This window comes from Yaniella soli, assembly GCF_054782375.1.
The window spans coordinates 83,728-106,468 of sequence record NZ_BAAGSP010000007.1 but is presented as its reverse complement, the minus strand read 5'-3'; the positions used below and the strand labels follow the sequence as shown (position 1 = coordinate 106,468).

The window sequence follows — 22,741 nt, the reverse complement described above, 5'->3', positions numbered from 1 at the left end:
CGTGGAACGTAGGGTGGGCATTGCAATCCTGAGGAGGTTCAAATGTCCAACATCAGTGCACTTGCCCAATCTCTCGCTGAACAACACGAATCCGGCGATGTACTCGTGATGCCAACCGTCTGGGACACCTGGAGCGCAGCGGTCGCTGCCGATGCGGGATTTAGTAGTCTGACTGTTGGAAGTCACTCGGTAGCAGATGCTGTCGGCAGCTCAGACGGTGAGAACATGGATTTCACCCACTACATCGAGGTCGTCAAAAAGATCGTCGAGTCCGTAGATGTTCCCGTGAGCGTTGATGTGGAATCCGGGTATGGACTGGCACCGTCTGAGTTGATTCAACGCTTGCTCGAGGTCGGTGTAGTAGGCGCCAACATCGAAGATGTGGTCCACCGTGACAATGGTCGTGTCCGTGATCGTGAGGAGCATGCTGACTATATTGCTCGCGCACGCGCTGCTGCGGACGACGCCGGGGTGCAGTTCGTCATTAACGGTCGCACCGATGCAGTGAAACTCGGTACCGATGTTTTCCCTGATCCACTGGAGGAAGCAGCAGAGCGGATCACACTGATGGAACAGGCTGGAGCCCGTGCGGTTTATCCTGTAGGCCTCTCCACTGCGGAGGAAATCACACGACTCGTGGAAGAAGTCTCGGTCCCAGTAAACGTAACAGCGCATCCCGTGGATGGTCACGGTGCTGGCGACTTCGCGGTGTTGAAGGGTCTGGGCGCCCGACGCATTACGTTCGGTCCGCTGTGGCAGAAATGGCTGTCAGCAGTTTCAACCGAACAGCTGTCACAATGGAAGAGCTAGCCGGTGGCAGATACAACCAGCACAGAAGATTCATCTCGGCTTTTTCATGATGCCTTACGTACGTTCGGGTTCGACGACGGTACTTTGCGTCCGCTCACCAGATTAAATCGTCGGGCCACACCGGGTTTCGAAACGAAAAACGGTAAATCCAAGAGTAAATCTGCCGGGAAACAACGTTTCCAAAACAACACCGAGCGGCTCGAAGAGCTCCAAGAACTGTTCTTCGCCAATGCTCAAGCAGCAGGGTCGAAACGCTCAGTGCTCTTACTCTTCCAAGGTATGGATACCAGCGGCAAGGGAAGCACGATCAAGCGCATTCTGGGCTGCATGGACCCACAAGGTGTGCAGCAGGTTGGGTTCAAGAAACCTACCGATGAAGAACTTCAGCACGATTTCCTGTGGAGGATTCGCAAGCACACCCCGCAACCCGGCGAGATCGCCATATTTGATCGTTCCCATTATGAGGATGTGCTGGTGCATCGCGTGGATAAGCTTGCGTCGCCGTCCGAGCTAAAGCGCCGCTACGGTGCTATTCGACAATTCGAAAAAGACCTGGCAAACGACGAGACCACAGTCCTCAAGATCATGCTGCACATCAGCCCTGAAGAGCAATACGAACGACTTTCAGACCGGTTAGACCGCCACGATAAGCGTTGGAAATTCTCGCCAGCTGATATTGACTCCCGCGAGCAGTGGGACGAATATATGGAAGCGTATCAAATTGCCATTGAGGAAACCGATAAAAAGCACGCTCCGTGGTTTGTGATCCCGGCTGATCGGAAATGGTATGCGCGGCTTGCCGTGCAAGGGCTGCTCATTGAGACATTGGAGTCAATGACCTTGGAATGGCCAGCGGCTTCGTTTGATATAGAGGAACAACGACGTCGGCTGGACGCAAGCCGGTAGTGCCCTTGACTCGTAATCGACTAACTATTTGTGGACAATAGTGCCATGACAAACCAAAGCCACTGGCCCGGTGGGCCGCCACCACCGCCTCCAGAGACCACCAAAAAACGCAGGGGAGTCAATAGCAAAGAGACTCCCAGCTGGGGAACAGATCTCAAGCACACCGTCATTGGGGCTGTTGCGATGTCCGCGTTTTGGACGCTTCTGATGTTGCTCTCCGCGACCGGGATGATGAAAACCGGCTCTAGGCACGTTATCGAGCCGGAACCACTATGGGCCGCCTTCCTTGCAGCAGGCGGCACGGTGGCATGGGGCTTCGGGCTGGTGAGTGCTAAACGCAATGACAACGGCTTCCGGCCCACCGGGCTGCCCAGCTTTCTTTTGTCGGCGGTCGTACTAGCGACCTTGATCCAGGCCATCCTGGTGTTGCTCTGGCCGCTAGTCGTCGACGAGATCGCCTTTGCTAATACAGCTTTCATTGCTTATGCGTCGGATCCTCAAGCATTTGTGCTCATTTCGGTATTTCTTCTAGCGTTGTATGCCTGGACCACGACGTGCAGTCTCGGTTTTGCAACGGACCGTATAAGTACGAACCTCTTGGGCGTTCTTGGCATCTTTGTCGTAGGCGGCGTTGGCGTTTGGCGGGCGATCGTCATCTTTGGAAATCCACTGAATGAGTCCAGCATCGCTGTGTGGGCGGTCATCGCACTACTCGGCCTGATCCTCTTATGGGTTCTAGCTACTGTCACAATGAAGAAACAACAGGGGTCAAAACTCGGTCAGCCAAACGGGTACTTGGGTAACACCATGGTTTGGGATCGCTCGTCCAGAAAATATTAAGCCCGACCTGACACCCTTGTTGTGAGGACGATGAAAAGGAGCACGAGATGTTGAACTGGCTACTACGAGCCCGACGGATGCGCGGAGACGCCCGCGCTGCACAACGAGGTCCGAAGGCGATGGGAAAGCGTGCAGGCCGACGCGGTCTACAACGTCTTGTCCGGAACCTGTTTCGCTAGGTCGAAGCAGCTCACATATTTCGACACGCCCATTCTTGGGATATTCCCAGACCGGTGCGGTGGTGCGCTAGAAAGCTCATAATAGGGGTGTTTTGCCCCTCACGTAGATTACAAGATGCTCGATGCGGGGTATCTTACGTAGATGAATTCTGTGCGACATCGGCCTTACACTTTCATTATCATTGTGGCAATTCTTACCGGAGTTGCCGCAATTGCTGCCTCTCTACATACTGGCGTTCCGCTCCGGGACCCCGAAGGATTTTTGGGTCCCGCCTACATTCGGCTGCCGCTTCTCGCAGTCCTACTGTTCGGCGTGGGTCTCATTCCTGCCGCCATCCGTCGATGCGGTTGGCGAGCCATTCCGCGTGGCATAGTTGAAGTTGTCAAACAGGAATGGACCCTGAAGCGACTGCTCTACATTGGCACGGGTCTCTTTGCGTTTTACCTGTGTTATGTCGGGTACCGAAACCTCAAGAGCGTCTTGCCGATCTACACGGATGGCGTGCTGTGGGACACCCAGCTTGCGCAACTCGACCGATGGATGTCTGGTGGTACGAACCCTGCGTTTGTGTTGCAGGATTTCTTCGGTGTGGGATTGACCGCTGAAGTGCTCTCGCTGTTCTACCTGGCGTACATGCCACTGATACCTCTGTCCATCGGTGTAGTACTGGTCATGTGTCGAAATCTCATTACCGGTGCTTGGTTCGTGACAGCTATCAGCCTCAACTGGGTTATGGGCACGATCAGCTACTACGCATTTCCCGCAGTGGGACCGATCTATCACCAGGAGCAGTATTACCAAGCCCTGCCTGAAACCGGTACCAGTTCCCTGCAGGCTGCGCTGTGGGACAACCGGTTAGAGTTTTTGGCCGACCCCATCACGGCTGATGCGATACACGGTGTGGCCGCCTTCGCCTCACTTCACTGCTCAGTGACCTTTGCAATGGCGTTATTCGCCCAGAGAGTTGCTTCGAATACGGCATTACGCTGGGCTGCCTGGATCTTCTTTGGTACAACGTTCATCGCCACCGTCTACTTTGGATGGCACTATTCGATCGACAGTATTGTTGGCGTGGTCATTGGCTGGGCATGCGTCGCTATCGGACAACGGGTCACCAGCAAGTACCCGTCTGGGAGTCGAGCGTCGAAGCCTAGCGTCGCAGATAGTGATGAAGTTGTTCCGAGTCCAGGATCCGCAGCGGTCTCATAACGTTGTTAGAACGTCACGATTGGTTTGATCGTTTTGCCTGATGCGGAGTCGTCAAATGCCTGGTTGATCTCATCAAGCGGGTAGGTCTGGACTATTTTTTCGATCGGGAATTTGCCCTGACGCCACAAGTGCACCAGTTTGGGAATAAGATCCTGTGGAACAGCGTCCCCTTCGATGATGGTCTGGAATGACCAGCCCTTGAGCAGTGAGGCACCAACTTCGAAGCTCACCTCATCACCCATCTTGGGCGCACCCACGAGTCCGACGCGGCCGTTGATGCCAACCGAATCGGCGGCCTGGCGAGTGACTGCGGTGACACCGGTGGTATCGAGCGCGACTTCAACGCCACGGCCTCCGGTAATCTCCGCGATACGTTCAGCAAGATCCTCATCACCAGAATTGATGGTGTGGGTTGCGCCGTACCCCTTGGCAGCTTCTAACCGTGAGTCCACAAGATCAATGGCGATGATCGTGGTTGCACCGATTGCAGCTGCAGCCATGATTGCTGAGGAACCGACCGCGCCAGTGCCGAAGATCGCGATAGTTTCGCCTGCCGCAACTTTGAGCGCGTTGATGATGGAGCCAGCACCGGTCATCAAACCACAGCCGAGTGGGCCGAGGAGTTCCAGGGGCGCATCATCATCGACGGGCACCACGGAGCGCACGGAGACGTTCGCGTATGTGGCAAATGATGATTGGCCAAAGAAATTCGATGAGACTGTATTGCCGTTTTCCGACAGGGAAGTGGTCTTATTTGGCCGGACCCCCGAGAAGTTGTAGTCATAGAAATTTTTGCAGTAGGCGGGCCGACCGTTCAGACACTGGGCGCATTCACCACATGAATTGAAGCCGAGAACAACTCGGTCACCCACGTTGATGGTGTTGACGTTGTCGCCAACAGCTTCGACGATGCCGGCGCCTTCGTGACCAAGTACGGCAGGTAGCGGGGTGGGGTAGACCTGGTCTCGCACGATCGCATCGGTGTGGCATACACCGGTTGCGGTGAGCTTGACTTGAACTTCTTCGGGGCGGGGATCGTCGAGTTCTAGGGTCGTGATCTCGAACGGTTCGCCTTTGCCACGAGTAATAGCTGCAGTGATTTCCACGGGAACCTCCAGAAGATTCGTGAACGAGTATCTCGATTGCTTCAGTTAGCAACCCTGCATTTCACGTTACGCCCGTGATCGATGCGGCGTCTAGGTTGAGTTCACGTGATGAGCGTGTTGTAGCTCAACAGTTCGTGCAGGTCTGCTGAGAGATCTCCAGGAGCGGCATCTTCAACGACGACGTCGCCCGCACCGAGCCAGCTCGCCATCGTGGTCAGTTCGGCGATGAGTTCCTTGCCTCTAGTTGTACGATCCGGCCAAGTGGCTCGTGCCGCGTCGTCTGGACCTGGCGGTTCGGCATAAGCAGCACGCACTACCAGGACGCCATGTTTCCGGTCGTATTTGAGATCTACTCTGGCAACGAGATGTTCACCGAGCAGAAACGGCAGCACATAGTAGCCGTAGGTGCGTTTGTGTGCGGGCGTATAGATCTCGAGCCGGTAGTGCATGCCGAATAATTCCAGTAGCCGACGACGTTCGAAAACCAATGGGTCAAAGGGCACCAACAGCGCTCGAGCGTTTGTACGGCGCGGGACCCGGGTCTGGGAGTGCATCCAGAGTGGATGGTTCCATCCCGTCACTGTGACCGGTAAGAGTTCCCCGTGGGCCTGCAGTGCGTCAACGGCTCGACGGGTCTCTCGTTGGTTGAGGCGGAAATAATCCGCAAAACAGCGCACAGTGCCAATGCCGTGAGCACGAGACGCGATCCGGACAAGTTCAATGATGGCTTCGTCTTTGGCCGGTGGTATCTGGCTGGGAATGTCCGGTGGTAGAGCGCGCGAAGTGAGATCATAGACGCGTTCAAACTGGGCGTTGCGTCGGGCCGGTGTGAGTTCACCTGCGTCAAAAAGAATCTCTAATGCGGTTTTGACGGGACTCCACTCCCAGCCCCACTGACCATGTGGGCGTTTTGCGTGTGCGGCATCTGCAAAGGCTTCAATTTCGCGGCTTGTCAGTGGACCGTGATCCGCCACAATATCGCGTACGAGGCGAAATAGCTCGGGGTGTTCAGCTGCTAATGCTTCAGGATCCATACCTGGCCAGCGGCGTCGGTTCCAGGTCAAGAGAGGAAACGTTGTGGCAGGCACATAGGAAGCCTCATGTGCCCACGTTTCGAGGATGCGCCGTGGTGCACGAGCCGAAGCCCGTCCAACCAGCCCGATATCGTAGGGGCCAAGTCGTGCCAGTAGCGGCAGCAAATGCGCTCGGGCGACGATGTTGACGGAATCGATCTGGAGTAGTCCGATGCGTTTGATCGTGTCGGTGATGTGTCGTAGCGACACAATGTCTGGCCGCTGTCGGTCCAATCCCTGCGCTGCGATGGCAACCCGGCGGGCCTGGGCTAAACTGAGCGTGCGAACGGTCATATAGTTGCCATGAACTTACGCCTGGTTCCAGGATTCGAGGATGTCCTCTATTGTGGCGATCGAAGCCTGGCGATCCTCTTCAAGCTGTCGTAATTGGGCGTCGTGGTAGTCCTGGCGGTGGTCAGCAACGGCGTCGGTGACAATAGTGACCCGAGTATTATGCGCATAGGCATCGCGGCTTGTTTGGGCAATACAACCATGGGTCGAGACCCCGGCGATGACGATCCTCTTGATGCCAAGATTCGTCAGGCGCAACTGGAGATCGGTGCCAAACCAGGCGCTGTCACGCGTCTTTTCCACGCGAGTCGTTTCTTCCGTATTGAGCCCGGAAATGACCTGGGTGCCCTCGTCACCTGCAAAGAGAAAGCCCTCACCAGCTTCGAGCATATTCAACGTCCACGTTGATTCGTCGCGGCTGTGCACGGTGGTGATGACAAACACCGGTACGTCGGCTAGCCGCGCCGCATCACGAAGTCGATTGGCGGCCGCTTCCAGCTCGCCCTCACATTCGGCTAAGCCTTCTTCATCAAAGAAGGCCTTTTGTAAGTCCACGAGGAACAATGCGTCACGGTTAGCTTTCATGGGGTCAGTCTAAAGGAAATGCGTAGCTGCTTGTTTGCGGCGATTCAGCCATACGATTCAAATTTGAAACATGCTCTCGAATTCGGGCATATTGGTGGATTGTGTGACGAGCGGTCGGATGCGTGACAACGGCCGACGATAGAGTAAATCTTCAGATGAATCATACGTATAGAAGGAGTAAGACCATATGAAAATCGGTATCATCAACGGTTCGATTCGTGCCGAGCGTGCCACGGACCCTGTGGCCAAATTTACCCAGCAGGTTGCTGAACAACGCGACGGTGATTTCGTCTATGAGTACGTTGATCTGGCTGAATTCAATGTTCCGCTGTTGACCTGTGCGCTACATCCGATGGTCGCCAACAAAAAGCATGAGGACTCGAATGTTCAGAAATGGTCAGACACCATCGATGCTTTTGATGGTTTCGTCTTTGTCACTCCGGAGTACAATCACGGCGTGCCTGGCGGCTTCAAGAATGCCGTCGATGTGCTCGGTCCGGAGTGGGTCGGCAAACCTGTCGCATTCGTTGGTCACGGTTCAGTTGGAGGAGTTCGGGCCATTGAGCAGTGGCGTCAAATTGTCGCAAACTTCTCCATGCCGGTTGCTCGGGCTGAGCTGAACTTCAACATGTTCTTCGATTGGACCGATGGTGAGTTCACTCCGGTAGAACGCCATACAACTGAGCTGCACGGACTATTCGACCAGCTCGAAGGGCTAGTCACCACCAACCGCGGTTAAGGTTTCGGATCGAGCCGTGCTGTCTTCACGATATTCCCGAAGACAGCACGGCTTGAGTCTTTAATCGTGATCTTGATCCTCGGCGCGGACTTCCAGCACGCCTTCGACCTCACTGAGTTGCCGGAAGAGCGATTCTGGAGGCTTCTGCTTGCCGTGTGTGAACTCCATGGTGGCATCTACGACGTGGCCAGCTTCGGTTCTTTCCCGCTTGGTCTGGTTCAACGACACTTCGTAGCCGGACTCGGAGGCCACGTGGAGCACATCGCGTAAGACACCATAGCCATCGGCATAGCGAACGCTATACACTTCGGTTCGGTGCTGGGTGGGTATACGTCGGATCAGTGCCGTCAGAAGAGTCACCGCGAAAATATAGAGCACTACTGTCAGTGCAGCAATGACCGGCATACCTGCACCACAGGCCATGCCGACCGCCGCGGTCACCCAGACGGATGCTGCCGTCGTCAGCCCGGACACGATGTTGCGTCGTACGAAAATCACGCCGGCACCCAAAAAGCCGATACCGGTCACGATCTGCGCAGCAATGCGGGAGGGGTCGAGTATGACGTCATCGCCGATGACGTGGCCAAAACCATAGGACGAGACCAGCGTAAACAGCGCGGAGCCCATGCCCACCAGAATGTGTGTGCGGGTACCGGCTGATTTTTGGCGTAGTTCGCGTTCTAAGCCGATGATGCCTGACAGGACAAATGAGCACACCAGTAGAACTGCTTCGGTGCCCAGGGTGTCCGGGAGCCATTCAAAATCCATAATCTTTAGGTTACGGGGTTCGCAGATTCCTGCCGAGCCCAGGCGGACTCATCAGGCATGTACGGTATATGTTTCCCGCAAATGGTCCCGGGCCTGAGCCAGCAGACTGAGATCGCGTTCAGCCGCCCGTGCCGATTGGATCGGATTATCTGCAAAGGTCGCGAAACCGCAGTCAGTGTTGAGCAGGACACGATCGTAGCCGAAGAAATCGATGGCTTGCTCAGCACGATCAATGACGTCCTCCACCGTGTCGTTCTCCGCGTCTTTCTGATTGAGCACCCCGACACCAACACGCTGGTCGTCACGAATGCCGGTCAGAGCTGCGAGTTCTCCAGCGCGTGGCGTGGCCAGCTCCAAGACCAGAGTGCCGACGTTGATCGACCGAAATAGCGGTACCAGCGGTTCGTAACCGCCTGATAGAGCCGATGACTCATCGGTGGTCCAGTTGCCACGACAGACATGAAGGGCAAGACGTTCGGTCGGGAAACCTTCGGTGACTTGTGCTAACAGATGTTGCGCGAACGTGAGTTCCTCGTCCTGGGCGCCACGTTCACCAAGTGCACCACACATGAACGTGCGCCCGCCTTGGCCTTGCTCGCCATAGAGCACTTCGGTGAGAACTGGCTCGTCTAACTGAACCAGGGTGGCGCCTTGAGACAGGAGGTGGGCCACTTCTTCGCGCAGGATACGCACGACATCTACCGCGAGTTCGTCACGGTTGTCGTAAGCCCGGTCCGAGATGCATTCCATCCACATGGTTCGCGTCAACAAGTAGGGGCCAGGCAGGCTCACCTTGACGGGCTGTTTCGCAATGCCTTGCGCGTATTGGACTTCGTGGACGGTCAGCGGATTCTTCCGGCCGAGCGGTCCGAAAACAGCTGGATGTCGGACGTCTCCAGCCGGCACATCAAGGGCTTGCAGCTCCTGGTTGAACTGGTCTGGGTCATCGACGTACGGCAGCAGATCCGTCACGGGGATCAGCTGACAGTTTTGCAAAATCCCACCGACGAATGATGAGTAATTATCGCGACGCTGTTCGCCATCGGTCACCACATCGATGTCGGCACGTTTTTGTGCAGCGATCGCTACCTGTACCGCGTCATCGGCGTCAGCTTCGAATTGTTCGGTACTGAGACGCCCCTCGAGATGCTGATGTAGGGAAGACAAGAGCCATCGTGGCCGCGGCCAACTGCCCAAACTCAGCACAGATAAGGGCTTGATCGGTGCGACCGCGACCGGTTCTGGCAAGCTGTGTGGAATATATGGCTCAACTACTTCTTGGGTGATGGCCATTTGTGTTTTCTTCCGCAGGTTTTTCACCCTTAGCGGTTGCAGCGCGATGTCCGGCTCAGCATAAACCGGTGCGTTGACATCTGCAGGTGGCTGATCGTGATGTTCCGGTGGGGTGAAAGTCCCCTTGCTCACGAGGAAGCGCCAGATGCCCGGTTCGGTGTGGACATTGACCAAGTCATTTTTTGTCAGACGACACCACGAAGGCAGATCAACTTCGACGGTGGCATCCCGGGACACTATTTCTATAAGCTCGCCGGGGTGCAGCGGATCAATATGCTGACGAATGAGCAAGAGCAAACCGTTGCCACAATCCAAATCCCCACCGTCGAAACTGTCAGTTGGCGGGTAGGGATGCACTGTGGAAGGGGACATGTTGGAACCTTTCGACACGGCGGAATAAAACGGCGGTTAGTAGCTGACGCTCGGGGTCCCGTCTGCCAGGAACTCGACCAGTTTTGCGCCACCGACCACGGTTGCACCATCGATGAGGTTCTCCGGTTCAATGCCGCGCTTTTTCACACATGGTGCGCAGACGTATACCTGGCCGTCGGCAACTACAAAATTCGACATCAGTTCGGCAAGCGGTGCAAAGCCCTCTTCATGGATATCGTCGGCGTAGCCTTTCTCTGCGAGCCGGACTCCTTCGGTCGACAGGAACACCATGGTGTCCTGATCCGACCCCGCGGCAGCATTCGCCACAACGAAACCTACGGTTGCCTTATCCGTGTCGTTTTTGGCATGTGTAATGGAAACACAAAATTTTCCGGTTCCGGACATCAGCTATTCTCCTTTTGCTTGAATGAAATAGTCGGGGTGTTCGTGAAAGAGCAGCGTGTTGTGGGTGAGACGACACCACGCAGGAATATCGTGCGGCGCGCCCGGATCGGTCGCGGTGAGACGGATAACGAATCCGGGTTGTGCTTCGTCACGTAGTTTCAGTTTGAGCTTGACGACGAGTTCGCCACACCCCATATCACCGGCATCCCAGGCAATATCAGCTTCAGGTCTCACTACTTGTGTAACGCTCCTTGCATACGGTGGAGTCCAATGTTCCACACCGGACTCAGCCTATGCTGCATGCCACGGGTGCTCAAGAGCCCAAGGCCTAGAATTTTATCTCAAACGCGCCGAAAACGTTTCGGGCAGAATGGGATGCAACGCGCCGCGGCGCGGTTTCAACAACGATGTATCTGAAGTCTCGCCGGCATCGTGGTCACCGTCGGCATGGTGGGTGCAGGCTTGGCCGTGGCCGGTGCACCGATTACGTCTGGCGGGATCGGCAAATACGTGTCCAAGGATGCGGTCGAAGGCATCAACATTGCAGGGATTGGGCTGGAATACCTCCTGCCATTGGTAGCCACCGGTTCTGTCCTCTTGTTGCTGCGATTCCTCTGGGTGGTCCTGGCTGAAGAACGCGAGCCACAGCGAAGCGTCGATGGCGAATTGCTCTCCTGGCTGGGCGTCTGTGTGGCCGGGATCGTCGTGCCGTGGATCATCGGTGCGCAGTGGTCCCCGTTAGGAATGCCAGCATGGAACGACCCACAAACACTGTGGGATGCAGCCTGGCCCATCGGGCTGGGACTTGCTCTCGGTGGACTCTTCTGGTGGCTGGACACACGCGGTTGGCTTCCACAGCTCACACGTGACGAGGCTGCGGTTCCAGCCGGCGATCTCGTGGCAGTCGAAGAATCGATGGCGCACACCCTGCAAAACCGCGGTGGCGAAGCCTTAGACACCGCACATACATACACCGGTAAAGTACGCGCTGCTACGGCAAAGCTCTTGACCACCATGACCGAATACACCAACGCCTCACTGCAGAAAACCGAGGCTAGGCTGCGCCAGTGGCCCCGGTTTGGTGCCGGCATCGTCGTGCTTGCGACGCTGGTTTTGGTCCTGAGTTTGTGGATTGGAGGAGCATAATGCGCTGGGCTATCAGTACGTTGCTGCGCGGCATGGTCTTCGGCATTGTCTGGGTTGCACTGTCAGGGGCATCGAGTGACACGCTGGTCTACGGCATCGTTGCCGTGATCGCAGCCACCGCGCTGAGCCTGGGCCTCATGCCGCCAGGTCAACCACAACCCAAGCTATGGTTTGCGCGAAGCTGGGGCACCATCGTACTGGCTGCCTGGTTCCTCCAACAGTCCCTGCGCGGGGGACTTGATGTGGCCCGTCGTGCGCTGACTCGACGCGTTGATATTGCCCCAGAAGTTGTCGACGTCGACGTAGAGTTACCTGAAGGACCTGGACGAGAAGTCTGTTACCTGCTGATGAATCTGCTTCCCGGCTCAATGGTCCAGCGGGTGAAAACAACTGAACAACACACCGTGGCCGAAATTCACACCCTCTCAACCGACCTGAAGCCGCAAGACCAGTGGACGCGACTGCAAGACCGAGTCCAACAGGCCTTTCAAATTCAGCGTTTGGACAGCAAACACTAGTTGCGTTGCAGCGTGTGAGCTTCCCGCGTCCCTGCACCCTGTAACCACACCTCAGCTTCTTCTGGCGCGCGCTCAGGTTCGGTGATCACCACGACGTTTCTACGCACCTGGGACCAGCCCTCAGGGAGCTCATCGACGTGCGTATCGTCCGGGATGAGAAACGCCTCGACAGGTGTGTCCAACTGGACGACCATCGGTTCCAAATCGTTTGGTCCATGACATTGGGACGTGGCGTCGTCGGTTTCAGTATCCACCGCGATAAAGCATAGCCCCTGCGCTACGGTGTCGTCGTGGTCGGTTCGGGCCATATGGAACTCGGTCGAGCCGTTGACGCCGAGATACCGGAAATAGTGGTCTGCGATATTGTTCAGTGCCGGTTCGTTGAGTGCGACGTCGGGTATATCGTTCTCGCGAGGTTGCTCTGTGAACCGTAAATATTCCGAAGTCACGCTGTGCTCGGGTGTCGTATCCGTCTGACAAGCGGTGAACACGAGAACACTCGCGCAGACTCCGGTGACGATGGTGCTTCCGTGATGTCGCTTCGTTGAGGTGAGTGGGAGTGACATGTCCCTCAGCTTATCCAACCTGCAGATACAAAACGGCGCTCCCAAACACGAAGTTCGGAGCGTCGTCGGTGACGAACTCAGTAGTTACTGGTCTGCTTTGATCAGTTCAGCAGCACGTTCGCCCATGGGCATCACGATGATGTTCGGACGATTGACTTTTCAGTACTCTACAAGTGTAGAGTGCTCCTGCCATCTGCCTCCATGGCTACTACGGTCGTTACTATGGACGCGGACGAACGTGGTCATGGTCGGCGGTGGCATTAACGACTCCGTGGCACTATCGACAGCTGATCTAGGAACAGCCGTATCGCAGGGGATACAAGTATCGTTGCAATCCGCCGGTGCTGTGCTCGTACGCTCAGACCTCTTAGCCGTCCCAGAGGCAGTATTACTATCACGGCAAACATTACGTACTATCAAACAAAACCTGTTCTGGGCATTTGGCTATAACACTGCCGCCCTGCCGATTGCTGTGGCGGGACTGCTGAATCCGCCCATCTCAGCCTTTGCTATGGCCTTGTCCTCAACCCTGGTCATCACCAATAGTATGCGACTGGCCCGGTTTGATCCGCGCAAGACGATTTCGCGGGGCACTTCGAACAGACGACAAGGAACGGGTATAACCGGACTGTGACCCTAGCGTATTGCCTGCGCTTCGCAGAGCATGAGCGGCACAGACTGGTGAACTATGCTGAATAGTAACTATCTACTATAGTCGACCAGGTAATAGACTCGACGCGTCTGAAACGCGCGCCTGGTGTAACCGCTGGTATGACAAGGAACGACCTATGACCCCATCTCGCAATGCCACCTCCGCCCGTTTGTGGGTGATGCCGGTGCTCGTGACTCTCGGTATTGTCGCGGCACTGATTGCCGCCTTCTTCTGGGGCAGATCCACCGTATCACCGCAGGCGGATCCCGGTAATCAGCCTCCACAACAGCAGGGAACCGAACAAGCCCAGGCAGTACCCGATGAGGTCGTGGATCAAGTTATCAGCCGGGACTCCGATGACCCGTTGGCGATCGGTGCAGTGGATGCTCCTGTGGTCATGGTGATGTTTTCGGATTACCAGTGTCCGTTTTGCTCACGCTGGACGCACGATACTCTGCCTGAGATGCAACAGTTCGTCGATGATGGAGAGCTTCGAGTTGAGTTCCGAGACATAAATATGTATGGCGAAGATTCGCGACGTGCAGCTACGGCGTCTGTGGCCGCAGGCATGCAAGACCAATTCGAGGAATATCACGATCTGCTCTTCCCAGATGGTGAAACCCTCGAAGACTTCTCAACGGAAGCGCTTGTCGAACTCGCGGCTGATAATGGGCTAGACACTGAACAGTTCGAAGAGGATATGGAATCTGAGCAGACAGCAGACATCGTTGCTGAAAATGAAGAGCTCGGCCAAAGCATAGGCGCAACTTCCACACCGACCTTTCTCATGAACAACACCCCTATAGTCGGAGCGCAACCTTCCGAGGTGTTCATTGAGTCCTTCGAAGAAGAATTAGCGGCAGCTGAGGAGTAACCCATGGATATTGGAATTGTCACTGCACTGATCGGCGGGGCGCTCGCATTGTTGAGCCCATGTGGAGCACTATTGTTGCCCGCCTTCTTTGCTTCAACCGCAGGCTCTGGTCCGCGTCTTTGGATGCATGGCGCACTATTTTCAGTGGGACTGCTAGTGGTCCTCGTACCGCTGGGACTCGGCGCCGGAGCATTGGGCACACTCTTCGCATCGCACCGTGAAGTCATCATCATTGGTGCCTCCGTGCTCATGATCCTGCTGGGCTTGGTCCAATTGCTCGGTTTTGGTTTTGACCCATCCCGGTTTGTTCCCGGCGCAGAGCAGCTGCAAAAGCAGGCAAATAAACGCAGCGGCTGGATCAAAACCCTGTTGCTGGGTGCAGTCAGTGGGGTCGCTGGCCTCTGTGCCGGACCGATCCTGGGCGCTGTCCTCACGCTGGCGGCAGCGAAAAATGATATCTGGGCCGCCGGAACGTTGTTGGGCATCTATGGACTTGGCATGGTCGTACCGCTGATGATCCTGGCAAGTGTGTGGGGTCGACTGAGCCCACGAGGCAAGTCCAGGCTGCGGGGCAAGACCTTTACGGTCTTTGGACGCGAATTCCACGCCACGTCGGTGATCACCGGCGCGATCATTATTTTGGTCGGTATCCTATTCTGGACCACCAATGGATTGATCAATATGCCCGAACTACTCCCGGCAGGAGCATCCGCTTGGCTGCAAAATTCCACGGCGGTTTTGAGTAACCCACTCGTGGATGCAGCACTGTTGCTTGTGGTCGTGGCCATCATCTTGGGATTCTGGATTCGTGCGCGCTACCGCAAGGCCAATTCGGAAACCCAATCAGCTCAGGACACAGATACCGCAACGGAATCAGTATAGACAAAGTAGTTCCAGGTTATCCCGCGACATACAAAACGGCGCCTCGAGTACACAACTCGGGGCGCCGTTTGCAGTCCTAAGTGATGTTACCTGTCTGCTCTGATGAGTTCAGCGGCACGTTCACCCATGAGCATCACGGTGATGTTTGGGTTGACGGCCGGCAGCTGTGGCATGGCTGAAGCATCCACGACCCGCAGTCCGGTGGTACCTTTGACTCGTAGATCAGGATCCAACGGTGACATCTCATCGTCAACCGGGCCCATACGGCAGGAACCCGCGGGGTGGTAGACGGTGTTGTGGGTCTTGGAGACGTATGCGGCGATGTCTTCATCCGACTGCACATCGTCACCGGGGAACAGCTCGCGGCCGGCATATTCGGACATGGCAGGCTGGGCAACGATTTGACGGGCCAGTTTGATACCCGCGACGGCGACACGCATATCGTGACCTTCTGGGTCAGTGAAATAGCGTGGATCAACCTTGGGTTTATCAGCCCAGTCGCGCGAGCGCAGACGAACCGTGCCGCGTGATCTGGCGTGCGTCACGTTGGGCGTTAGAGCAAAGGACTCATCGGCCTGTGGGTAGCCGTGGCGGCGGGTGTGCATGCCAAACGGCACCGAACCGTAGTGCATCATCAGATCAGGCAGATCCAGGCCCTCTTCTGTGGGGGAGAAGATGCCGATTTCCCACCACTGTGTGGCTTCCCGGGTCATTTCGACATTGGACTCCCACGAGATCACAGCTTCTGGGTGGTCTTGCAAATTGGAACCGACCCCAGGAGCGTCAACGCGAAGTTCGACTCCGGTTTCTTTCAGGTGCTCGGCTGGTCCGATACCCGACAGCATCAGCAGTTTCGGAGTGTCTATGGCACCGGCCGAGACCACAACTTCGTTGTTTGCCGTCAGCGTTTTGGCACGGTCGAAGGCGTTGTCAATGTATTCGACACCGGTGGCACGATTGTTGTCATCGAACAGGATGCGGGTCACGTGGTGATCGGTGAGAATATCCAGATTTTCACGATCCATGATGGGGTGCAGGTAAGACACCGACGATGAGGAGCGAGTGCCGTCTTCCTTCGAGTTAATTTGGAAGAACCCGGCACCATTCACCACGGTTTCGCCGCTGTTGTACTGAACCTTTGGAATGCCTTGTTCTTCACACGCATTCAACAAAGCCACACCCACTGGGTCACGTGGTGGTGCATCCATCAGGTTCACTGGACCGTCGGTGCCATTGTGTTTGCCGTTGCGTTCGTTGGTCTCGAGGCGTTTGATCAACGGCAGCATCGTCTCGGCATTCCAGCCTTCGGCGCCCAGCTCTTCCCACAGGTCCATGTCTTCGGCTGGTGGGTGGAAAGCGATACAGGAGTTATGCGAGGAACAGCCGCCCAGCACCTTGGCGCGGGCGTGGCGCATGAATGAGTTCCCGTTTTCCTGCGGCTCGATTTGGTAGTCCCAGTCCATGCCGGATTCCAACAGCTCTGGCCAGCGGTTGAGCTGCAGCACTTCGTCTTTATCAATATCAGTTGGCCCTGCCTCTAACAGGGCGACTGATACGTTCGGATCCTCACTCAACCGGGCAGCTACCACAGCTCCGGCCGAGCCACCACCGATGACGAGGTAGTCGTAGTTGGATTGTTTCACGTTCTGCTCCATTCGTAATGCCGCTTATTTCTGTGGGAACCAGCCGGAGACAGCCGGTTCGGTGTTTTCGTAGATGTGTTTGGACACGGTGTACTCTTCCATGCCGGTTACTCCGAGTTCGCGGCCGATGCCGGACTGTTTGAAACCGCCCCATTCGGCCTGTGGCAAGTATGGGTGGTAGTCGTTGATCCAGATGGTACCGTGACGCAATTTGCGTGAGACACGGTTTGTCACACCCGAATCTGAGGACCAGACGGCACCGGCTAGCCCGTAGTCGGTGTCATTGGCAATCGCGATGGCTTCGTCTTCGGTCGAGAAGGTTTCTACGGTGATGACCGGCCCGAAGCCTTCTTCCACAACGGCCGGGTTGTCTGCGGTGCACTGATCCAGCACCGTTGGCGCGTAGAAGTAGCCGTTTTCGTGTTCTGGTCCGCCCCAGTGACCGCCGGTACGTAGGCGTGCACCGGCTTCGACGCCGCGGTTGACGTAGTCGGTGACTTTGTCGCGGTGCTCCGAAGAGATCAGCGGGCCAGTTTCGGCTTTCTCATCGAATGGTCCACCCATCACAATATTTCCAGCGCGACGGACCAGCTCATCGACAAACTGTTCGGCGATCGTATCTTGGATGATTAACCGGGTGCCGGCCGAGCAGACGAGCCCGGAATCAAGAAAGCCCGCATTGAGCGCATTGTCGAGTGCTGCGTCGTAGTCGGCATCGGCAAAGATCACGTTCGGGTTCTTGCCCCCGAGTTCCAACGCCACATCTTTGACGGTATGGGCAGCTGATTCGGCGATCTTGCGTCCGGTCACCACACCACCGGTGAAAGAGACCAGGTCAATGTCTTTGTGGGTGGACAGCGGTGCACCTACGGTGCCGCCGTCTCCCAAGACCACGTTGGCAACGCCTGCCGGCAGGCCGAGTTTATCCATGACATCGACGATGAGCATGGTGGTGTGCGGGGTCAGTTCTGCAGGTTTGATGACAAAGGAGTTGCCTGCAGCAAGAGCCGGGGCAATTTTCCAGGAGGCTTGTAGCAGTGGGAAATTCCACGGGGTGATCATGCCAACGACGCCGATGGGCTCGTGCACCACCCGCGAGACGACCGTGGGATCACCAGCGTCGACTAGACGGCCGGGGTAGTGGTCCGCGATTTTTCCGAAGTGGCGGAAGGCCGCAGTGATATCGTCCATATCGCCTTCGGCCTCGACCAGGCGTTTGCCGGTGTCCATGGCTTCGGTACGAGCAAACTCATCTTTGCGTTCCTGAATGCCATCGGCAACTGCCAAGAGGAAGTCGCCACGTTCAGCCGCTGGGCGATCGGCCCACACGCCTGATTCGAAAGCGCGACGAGCTGCAGCAATCGCACGCTCGGTATCTTCGGTGGTGGCCTCAGAGACCACGCCGACTTCGCTGCCATCGCCCGGGCAGTAAATGGTTCGGGTGGCGGCATTGGATGCAGGGACCCAGGCACCATCAATGAATAGGGTTTGAACTTTCTCAGCGCTCATTGCGGGTATCTCCTTGAGCAGATTGGGTGGTGTCGTCATCGGAGGTGGATGCGTTCTCTGTGGAGACCACAGGAACCGCGTTGGTCGACGTATCGAGTTGGTCGCTGTCGGCCCATTCTTCAGGAATGTTGACCTCGACCAGGCCAGATGGTGAGCCTTTATCGCCGATCATGGACATGTACATCATGTGGGCATCATATGCGTCCAGGATATCGGAAATGACCTGATCCTTGGTGTAGCCCATAATGTCTTTGCCCTGTGAGCCAGTCAGCGTGAAGATCTCAACTTTGAAGAAGATTTCTTCAACCGCTGCCAGGTTGGCGGCATAGTTTGGCACGTTGTGTGCAACGGGATATGGCTGGTATTTGAATTCATCCTGATTGTTGGGGAAGTGCACCACCAGATCCACGTACGGGATGGGGTAGTCGGGGTGGACACCTCGGTGACAATGGACGTCGGCCCCGAGATTGCGCAATTCTTCGGCAACCTCCTCGACAGCAGGAATTGCCACGTCGTTGACGAATTTTGCGGCCTGCGATTGCGTGGCAAACGACATCCGGCGTCCCAGTCGTTGACGCCACGTGGATGATGGTTTGCCGTTACTATCACGGATGCTAGATAGCACCCCGGGCATCGTGGCTCGTTTGGAATCGAAGCTTTGACGTTCCGACCTCAGGACCTTGAACAGGCTGATCATCATCAGGTAGACGACGATCGAGAATGGGAGGCCGATCATCACCGTGGCGGCCTGCAATGTGTAGACGCCGTCGATGAAAAGCATGGCTAGCGTCAGTGTACCGGTGACAACCGCCCAGAAGATTCGCAGCCACGGGGCGCCGTCGGAGTCACTGGCCGAGGGCTTGGACGTGAGGTTGGCCATGACCAAGGAACCCGAGTCTGCCGAGGTGACGTAGAAGAGCAACCCGGTCACCACTGCGAGACCGACAGTGAAAGCCGCGCCCGGATATTGGGTGAGTAGCGTAAAGAACCCGGATTCTGGCAGGTTGATGGCTTCGTTGAGGAAGGCTTCATCACCGCCACGGAAGAAGGCTAGTGCACCGTTACCGAAGATCGAAACCCACAGCAGAATGAAGCTAAATGGAATGAGCAGCACACCGAGCACAAACTGGCGCAGGGTACGGCCGCGCGAAATGCGAGCCAAGAAGAGGCCGACGAAGGCAGCCCACGCAATCCACCATGCCCAGAAGAACAGGGTCCAGTCCTGCATCCAGTCGGCGGATGAATAGTCGGGGTGGCCGTCGGTGTAGCCGAAGGTGTTCATCATCATGGATGGGAAGCGGCTGAAGAAGTCGCCGATATTTTGTACCAGCTGGTTCATCAAACGTGGTGTGTCCCCAGAGAATAAGACCCACAACATCAGCCCAACAGCCAATATGACGTTGAGTTCGGAGAGACGGCGGATGCCCTTGTCGACACCGGTGATCGTGGAGATGATCGTAATGCCGACGGCCAGCACCATGAGTGCGATTTGGACGGCAATGCTCTGCGGGATACCGAAAATGTAGGACAAACCGTAGTTGAGGAAGACCACCCCGATACCGAGTGATACGGCGATACCGAAAATCGTGCCTAGCACGGCTGCAATGTCAACCGCGTGGCCGGGGGCGCCTTTGATGCGTTTACCGAATATTGGGGCCAGGGCCGAACGAATACTCAAGGGCATATGGTACCGGTAGGCAAACAGACCGATGCCCATACCCATGAGGGCATACAGCGCCCAACCGGGAATACCGTAGTGGAACATGGTCCACAGCGGAGCCATTCGTGCAGCTTCATCCGACATGCCCTCGCCCTCTGGTGGGGTCAGGAAGTTTGTCGCCGGACCAGAAATGCCGAAGAACATCAGATCAACACCGATGCCAGCGGCAAAGAGCATGGCCGCCCACGTAAACATATTGAAACGTGGTTTGGAATGATCCGGCCCGATCTTCACGCGGCCCACTTTTGACAGTGCAACGATTAACACGAAGACCACCACGATGCTGACGGTGAGCACGTAGTACCAGCCTAGATTGGTACCAGCCCAATCCATTGCGCCAAAGATCACGGTCTCTGCTTGTCCTGGTAACAACCAGGCCCACAGAACGAATGCCACGATGAGCACCGCTGAGATGATAAAAACCGGCTTATTGACGGGGGAATATGTGGGTTTATCTTTTGGTGTGGTGTGAGTGCCGGGAACTCCCGGATCTCGCGTGGTCGCAGCGTGCGTACTATCAGGAGATTCAACAGAATCAGCCATGATATTCCTCTCGTCGGTGTTAAAAAAGAAGTCGGATCGACCGCAGAAACTAGTCAATCGAAGCCCGAGCTAAAAATACATAATCTATCGCCACCATAGAGCGTGAAATCAACTGAAATCAAGATAGAACATTTGATCCTTAGGTCAAGCACATGCGGTCGTGAGGAGGACTATATTGCGGGCTACTCGATGGTAACAAAATGTGGTGTGTGCCTCCGAGTATGGTTGCTCACGCCGCTATCGTGCGGTACTGTGTGGTGTCATGAAGAAATGATCCTTTTCCTCCCCGCGTCCGAGGCCGTTGCCCGGCGGGGTACGAATCTTTCCCAAGGATCATTTTGTCTAAAAATTCTGCGCACCTCTCCGTTGACGGCATCTCAAAAACGTTTCCCCATCGACGCGTATTCACCGATATCACATTTGCCGTCCCATATCGGGATCGCATGGGCATCATCGGGGAAAACGGCTCGGGAAAAACCACCCTGCTGCAAGTTCTCGCCGGTGAGCTCGAATCAGACGCTGGAACAGTCAACGTCTTCACCGCCCACGACACAACACACCCCGTTGGTCTGTTGCACCAGGAGCCACCATTTGACGCCACGATGACCGTGCCCCAAGTCCTGGAAGCCTCCGTTGCACACCTGCGACAGGCTGAAGCCGACGTACATACCGCAGCCGAAGCCCTGGCATATGGTCCGCACGACCAAGCGGTGGTTGACCGGTATACCAAGGCGTTAGACCGCGCCGAGCAGCTCGGTGTCTGGGACATTGATGCACGCACCGAAACGACCATCGCCGGGCTCGGACTGAAGACCGTTGACCGAGAGCACACCATCGGCGCATTGTCTGGTGGCCAACGAGCCAGACTTGCAATGGCCAGCCTGTTGCTTAGCGCACCGGAAGTCCTCTTGCTCGATGAACCCACGAATCATCTGGATGATGCCGCCATCCGATATCTGGGCACGGTCATCGCAAACTGGCACGGACCGGTCCTGATCGTCAGTCACGACCGCGCCTTTCTTGACGAGACCGTCCTCTCGATCTTGGACCTCGACCCGGCACCGCGACCCTATGCGCTCGGTGCGGCTGAAGATGAACTAACCACCCTGGGCGTGACCCGCTTTACCGGCACCTATTCTGACTACTTTCAGGCACGACATGACGCACGCCAGCGGTGGCAACACCAATATGCAGAGGAACAGGCACAATTGAAACGTCTACGAGCCGCTGTTGATGAGCATCAAGTCGTCGGGCATGAAGACTGGCAACCACGAACCGAAGTTCGAGGAGCACAAAAATTCTATGCAGACCGCAATGCGAAAGTCGTGGCACGCCGCGTCAACGATGCCCGTGCCCGGCTGGCTGAGCTCGAAGCACGCCAGATTGTGAAGCCGCCGAAACCCTTGACCTTCCAGGGTCTCACAGCCGCAATGCAGCAGGACCATCAGGCCGGTGACATCGACCAGCCGATCCTACGCGCCGATGATGTTGAGGTAGTGAACCGACTTGGGTCAACCTCGATCACGATCTCATCCAGTGACAAGGTGCTGATCACCGGAGCAAACGGGTCAGGCAAATCCACCTTGTTGCAGGTTTTCGCAGGATCCTTGAACCCGACCCGGGGCAGTCTCCATCGCGCATCAGGCGTCAGCGTCGGAATGCTTGCACAAGAAAGCCACTTTGACGACGTCGACGATGAGACTGCCAGCGCAGTATATGCGCAAGCCGTCAGACCGGACCTGACGGAGCGTGTGCCGCTGAGTACCTTCGGTCTGCTGCACCCGAGGGACGAGCACCGACCCGTCGCAACCCTGAGTGTTGGACAACAGCGACGCTTGGCACTAGCAATCTTGCTGGCTGACCCGCCAGAAGTCTTGCTGTTGGACGAGCCCACCAACCACTTATCGCTGACATTGGTGACAGAGCTGGAGGCCTCGATCGAGCATTATCCCGGCGCCGTGGTCATTGCGACGCACGATCGCTGGCTGCGCAATCATTGGCAAGGTCATCAGTTACACCTTGGGTGATGCGATGTAGTTTGGCGATGTTGTTGGAGAGGGTCTCGGTATCTGGCACACTGTATTTAGAAACTTTCATCGATCGCCGATCTG

General features: G+C 56.2%; 22 protein-coding genes. 11 read left to right on the top strand and 11 right to left on the bottom strand.

What is annotated here, in order from left to right; genetic code table 11:
* Positions 1–42: 42 nt before the first annotated feature.
* The 4 genes from ACYVJT_RS05645 (at position 43) to ACYVJT_RS05630 (ending at position 3,945) form a co-directional block, all read left to right on the top strand.
* A complete protein-coding gene (locus ACYVJT_RS05645; protein WP_343955744.1) occupies positions 43–810 on the top strand; it encodes an isocitrate lyase/PEP mutase family protein in 768 nt (255 codons plus the stop codon).
* A gap of 3 nt (positions 811–813) precedes the next feature.
* Positions 814–1,716 carry a PPK2 family polyphosphate kinase gene (locus tag ACYVJT_RS05640; protein WP_343955745.1) on the top strand — a complete coding sequence of 301 codons (903 nt, stop codon included), beginning with the start codon at positions 814–816 and terminating at the stop codon, positions 1,714–1,716.
* A gap of 45 nt (positions 1,717–1,761) precedes the next feature.
* On the top strand, positions 1,762–2,556 hold the full coding sequence (locus ACYVJT_RS05635; RefSeq protein ID WP_343955746.1) for a hypothetical protein: 795 nt from the start codon (positions 1,762–1,764) through the stop codon (positions 2,554–2,556).
* A gap of 363 nt (positions 2,557–2,919) precedes the next feature.
* Positions 2,920–3,945, top strand: a complete 1,026-nt coding sequence (locus ACYVJT_RS05630; protein ID WP_343955747.1) for a phosphatase PAP2 family protein — start codon at positions 2,920–2,922, stop codon at positions 3,943–3,945.
* 5 nt (positions 3,946–3,950) lie between these two features.
* Here the strand turns inward: ACYVJT_RS05630 and ACYVJT_RS05625 are convergent, their stop codons facing one another.
* The 3 genes from ACYVJT_RS05625 to ACYVJT_RS05615 all read right to left on the bottom strand — a co-directional run bounded on the left by ACYVJT_RS05625 (position 3,951) and on the right by ACYVJT_RS05615 (position 7,000).
* Complete coding sequence (locus ACYVJT_RS05625) at positions 3,951–5,051, bottom strand: NAD(P)-dependent alcohol dehydrogenase (RefSeq protein ID WP_343955748.1); 1,101 nt, start codon at positions 5,049–5,051, stop codon at positions 3,951–3,953.
* 101 nt (positions 5,052–5,152) lie between these two features.
* A complete protein-coding gene (locus tag ACYVJT_RS05620) occupies positions 5,153–6,418 on the bottom strand; it encodes a winged helix-turn-helix domain-containing protein (protein WP_343955749.1) in 1,266 nt (421 codons plus the stop codon).
* Positions 6,419–6,433: 15 nt separating this feature from the next.
* Entirely contained in the window at positions 6,434–7,000 is a 567-nt protein-coding gene (locus ACYVJT_RS05615; protein ID WP_343955750.1) for a cysteine hydrolase family protein, read from the bottom strand.
* Between the two features lie 187 nt (positions 7,001–7,187).
* Here ACYVJT_RS05615 and ACYVJT_RS05610 point away from each other — a divergent pair, with 187 nt between their 5' ends.
* Complete coding sequence (locus tag ACYVJT_RS05610) at positions 7,188–7,739, top strand: NADPH-dependent FMN reductase (RefSeq protein WP_343955751.1); 552 nt, start codon at positions 7,188–7,190, stop codon at positions 7,737–7,739.
* A 60-nt stretch (positions 7,740–7,799) separates the two neighbouring features.
* On the opposite strand, the gene ACYVJT_RS05605 is transcribed toward ACYVJT_RS05610, so the two are convergent.
* The 4 genes from ACYVJT_RS05605 to ACYVJT_RS05590 are packed head-to-tail and all read right to left on the bottom strand — an operon-like array spanning position 7,800 to position 10,811.
* Complete coding sequence (locus ACYVJT_RS05605) at positions 7,800–8,507, bottom strand: MgtC/SapB family protein (RefSeq protein WP_343955752.1); 708 nt, start codon at positions 8,505–8,507, stop codon at positions 7,800–7,802.
* A gap of 51 nt (positions 8,508–8,558) precedes the next feature.
* Positions 8,559–10,172 (bottom strand): sulfurtransferase TusA family protein, encoded by a 1,614-nt coding sequence (locus tag ACYVJT_RS05600; protein ID WP_343955753.1) that lies wholly within the window; start codon positions 10,170–10,172, stop codon positions 8,559–8,561.
* Between the two features lie 36 nt (positions 10,173–10,208).
* A complete protein-coding gene (locus tag ACYVJT_RS05595) occupies positions 10,209–10,577 on the bottom strand; it encodes a DsrE family protein (RefSeq protein WP_343955754.1) in 369 nt (122 codons plus the stop codon).
* Between the two features lie 3 nt (positions 10,578–10,580).
* On the bottom strand, positions 10,581–10,811 hold the full coding sequence (locus ACYVJT_RS05590; RefSeq protein ID WP_343955755.1) for a sulfurtransferase TusA family protein: 231 nt from the start codon (positions 10,809–10,811) through the stop codon (positions 10,581–10,583).
* Between the two features lie 198 nt (positions 10,812–11,009).
* Between ACYVJT_RS05590 and ACYVJT_RS05585 the strand changes: the two genes are divergently transcribed.
* Both ACYVJT_RS05585 and ACYVJT_RS05580 read left to right on the top strand, forming a co-directional pair.
* Complete coding sequence (locus ACYVJT_RS05585; RefSeq protein WP_343955756.1) at positions 11,010–11,723, top strand: hypothetical protein; 714 nt, start codon at positions 11,010–11,012, stop codon at positions 11,721–11,723.
* Positions 11,723–12,241, top strand: coding sequence for a Na+/H+ antiporter subunit E (locus tag ACYVJT_RS05580; RefSeq protein ID WP_343955757.1), 519 nt, complete (start codon positions 11,723–11,725; stop codon positions 12,239–12,241). Before ACYVJT_RS05585 ends, ACYVJT_RS05580 begins: the two co-directional genes overlap by 1 nt.
* Here the strand turns inward: ACYVJT_RS05580 and ACYVJT_RS05575 are convergent.
* Positions 12,238–12,807, bottom strand: a complete 570-nt coding sequence (locus ACYVJT_RS05575; RefSeq protein WP_343955758.1) for a hypothetical protein — start codon at positions 12,805–12,807, stop codon at positions 12,238–12,240. The two genes, ACYVJT_RS05580 and ACYVJT_RS05575, sit on opposite strands and share 4 nt — an antisense overlap.
* Between ACYVJT_RS05575 and ACYVJT_RS05570 the strand changes: the two genes are divergently transcribed.
* The 3 genes from ACYVJT_RS05570 to ACYVJT_RS05560 all read left to right on the top strand — a co-directional run bounded on the left by ACYVJT_RS05570 (position 12,806) and on the right by ACYVJT_RS05560 (position 15,215).
* Entirely contained in the window at positions 12,806–13,441 is a 636-nt protein-coding gene (locus ACYVJT_RS05570; protein WP_343955759.1) for a hypothetical protein, read from the top strand. The genes ACYVJT_RS05575 and ACYVJT_RS05570 overlap by 2 nt on opposite strands.
* A 154-nt stretch (positions 13,442–13,595) precedes the next feature.
* Positions 13,596–14,333, top strand: coding sequence for a DsbA family protein (locus ACYVJT_RS05565; RefSeq protein WP_343955760.1), 738 nt, complete (start codon positions 13,596–13,598; stop codon positions 14,331–14,333).
* Between the two features lie 3 nt (positions 14,334–14,336).
* Positions 14,337–15,215 carry a cytochrome c biogenesis CcdA family protein gene (locus tag ACYVJT_RS05560; RefSeq protein WP_343955761.1) on the top strand — a complete coding sequence of 293 codons (879 nt, stop codon included), beginning with the start codon at positions 14,337–14,339 and terminating at the stop codon, positions 15,213–15,215.
* An 86-nt stretch (positions 15,216–15,301) separates the two neighbouring features.
* Here ACYVJT_RS05560 and ACYVJT_RS05555 read toward each other — a convergent pair whose 3' ends face one another.
* From ACYVJT_RS05555 to betT, 3 genes are read right to left on the bottom strand one after another with little or no spacing between them, the layout of a single operon-like run.
* Complete coding sequence (locus ACYVJT_RS05555; RefSeq protein WP_343955762.1) at positions 15,302–16,858, bottom strand: GMC family oxidoreductase; 1,557 nt, start codon at positions 16,856–16,858, stop codon at positions 15,302–15,304.
* Positions 16,859–16,882: 24 nt separating this feature from the next.
* Positions 16,883–18,367 (bottom strand): aldehyde dehydrogenase family protein, encoded by a 1,485-nt coding sequence (locus ACYVJT_RS05550; protein ID WP_343955763.1) that lies wholly within the window; start codon positions 18,365–18,367, stop codon positions 16,883–16,885.
* The gene (gene betT, locus ACYVJT_RS05545) at positions 18,357–20,630 is read right to left on the bottom strand and encodes a choline BCCT transporter BetT (RefSeq protein WP_343955764.1); all 2,274 of its coding nucleotides are present in this window, start codon (positions 20,628–20,630) and stop codon (positions 18,357–18,359) included. The genes ACYVJT_RS05550 and betT overlap by 11 nt, the downstream gene beginning before the upstream one ends.
* A gap of 338 nt (positions 20,631–20,968) precedes the next feature.
* Here betT and ACYVJT_RS05540 point away from each other — a divergent pair, with 338 nt between their 5' ends.
* Entirely contained in the window at positions 20,969–22,657 is a 1,689-nt protein-coding gene (locus ACYVJT_RS05540) for an ABC-F family ATP-binding cassette domain-containing protein (RefSeq protein WP_343955765.1), read from the top strand.
* Positions 22,658–22,741: the final 84 nt, after the last annotated feature.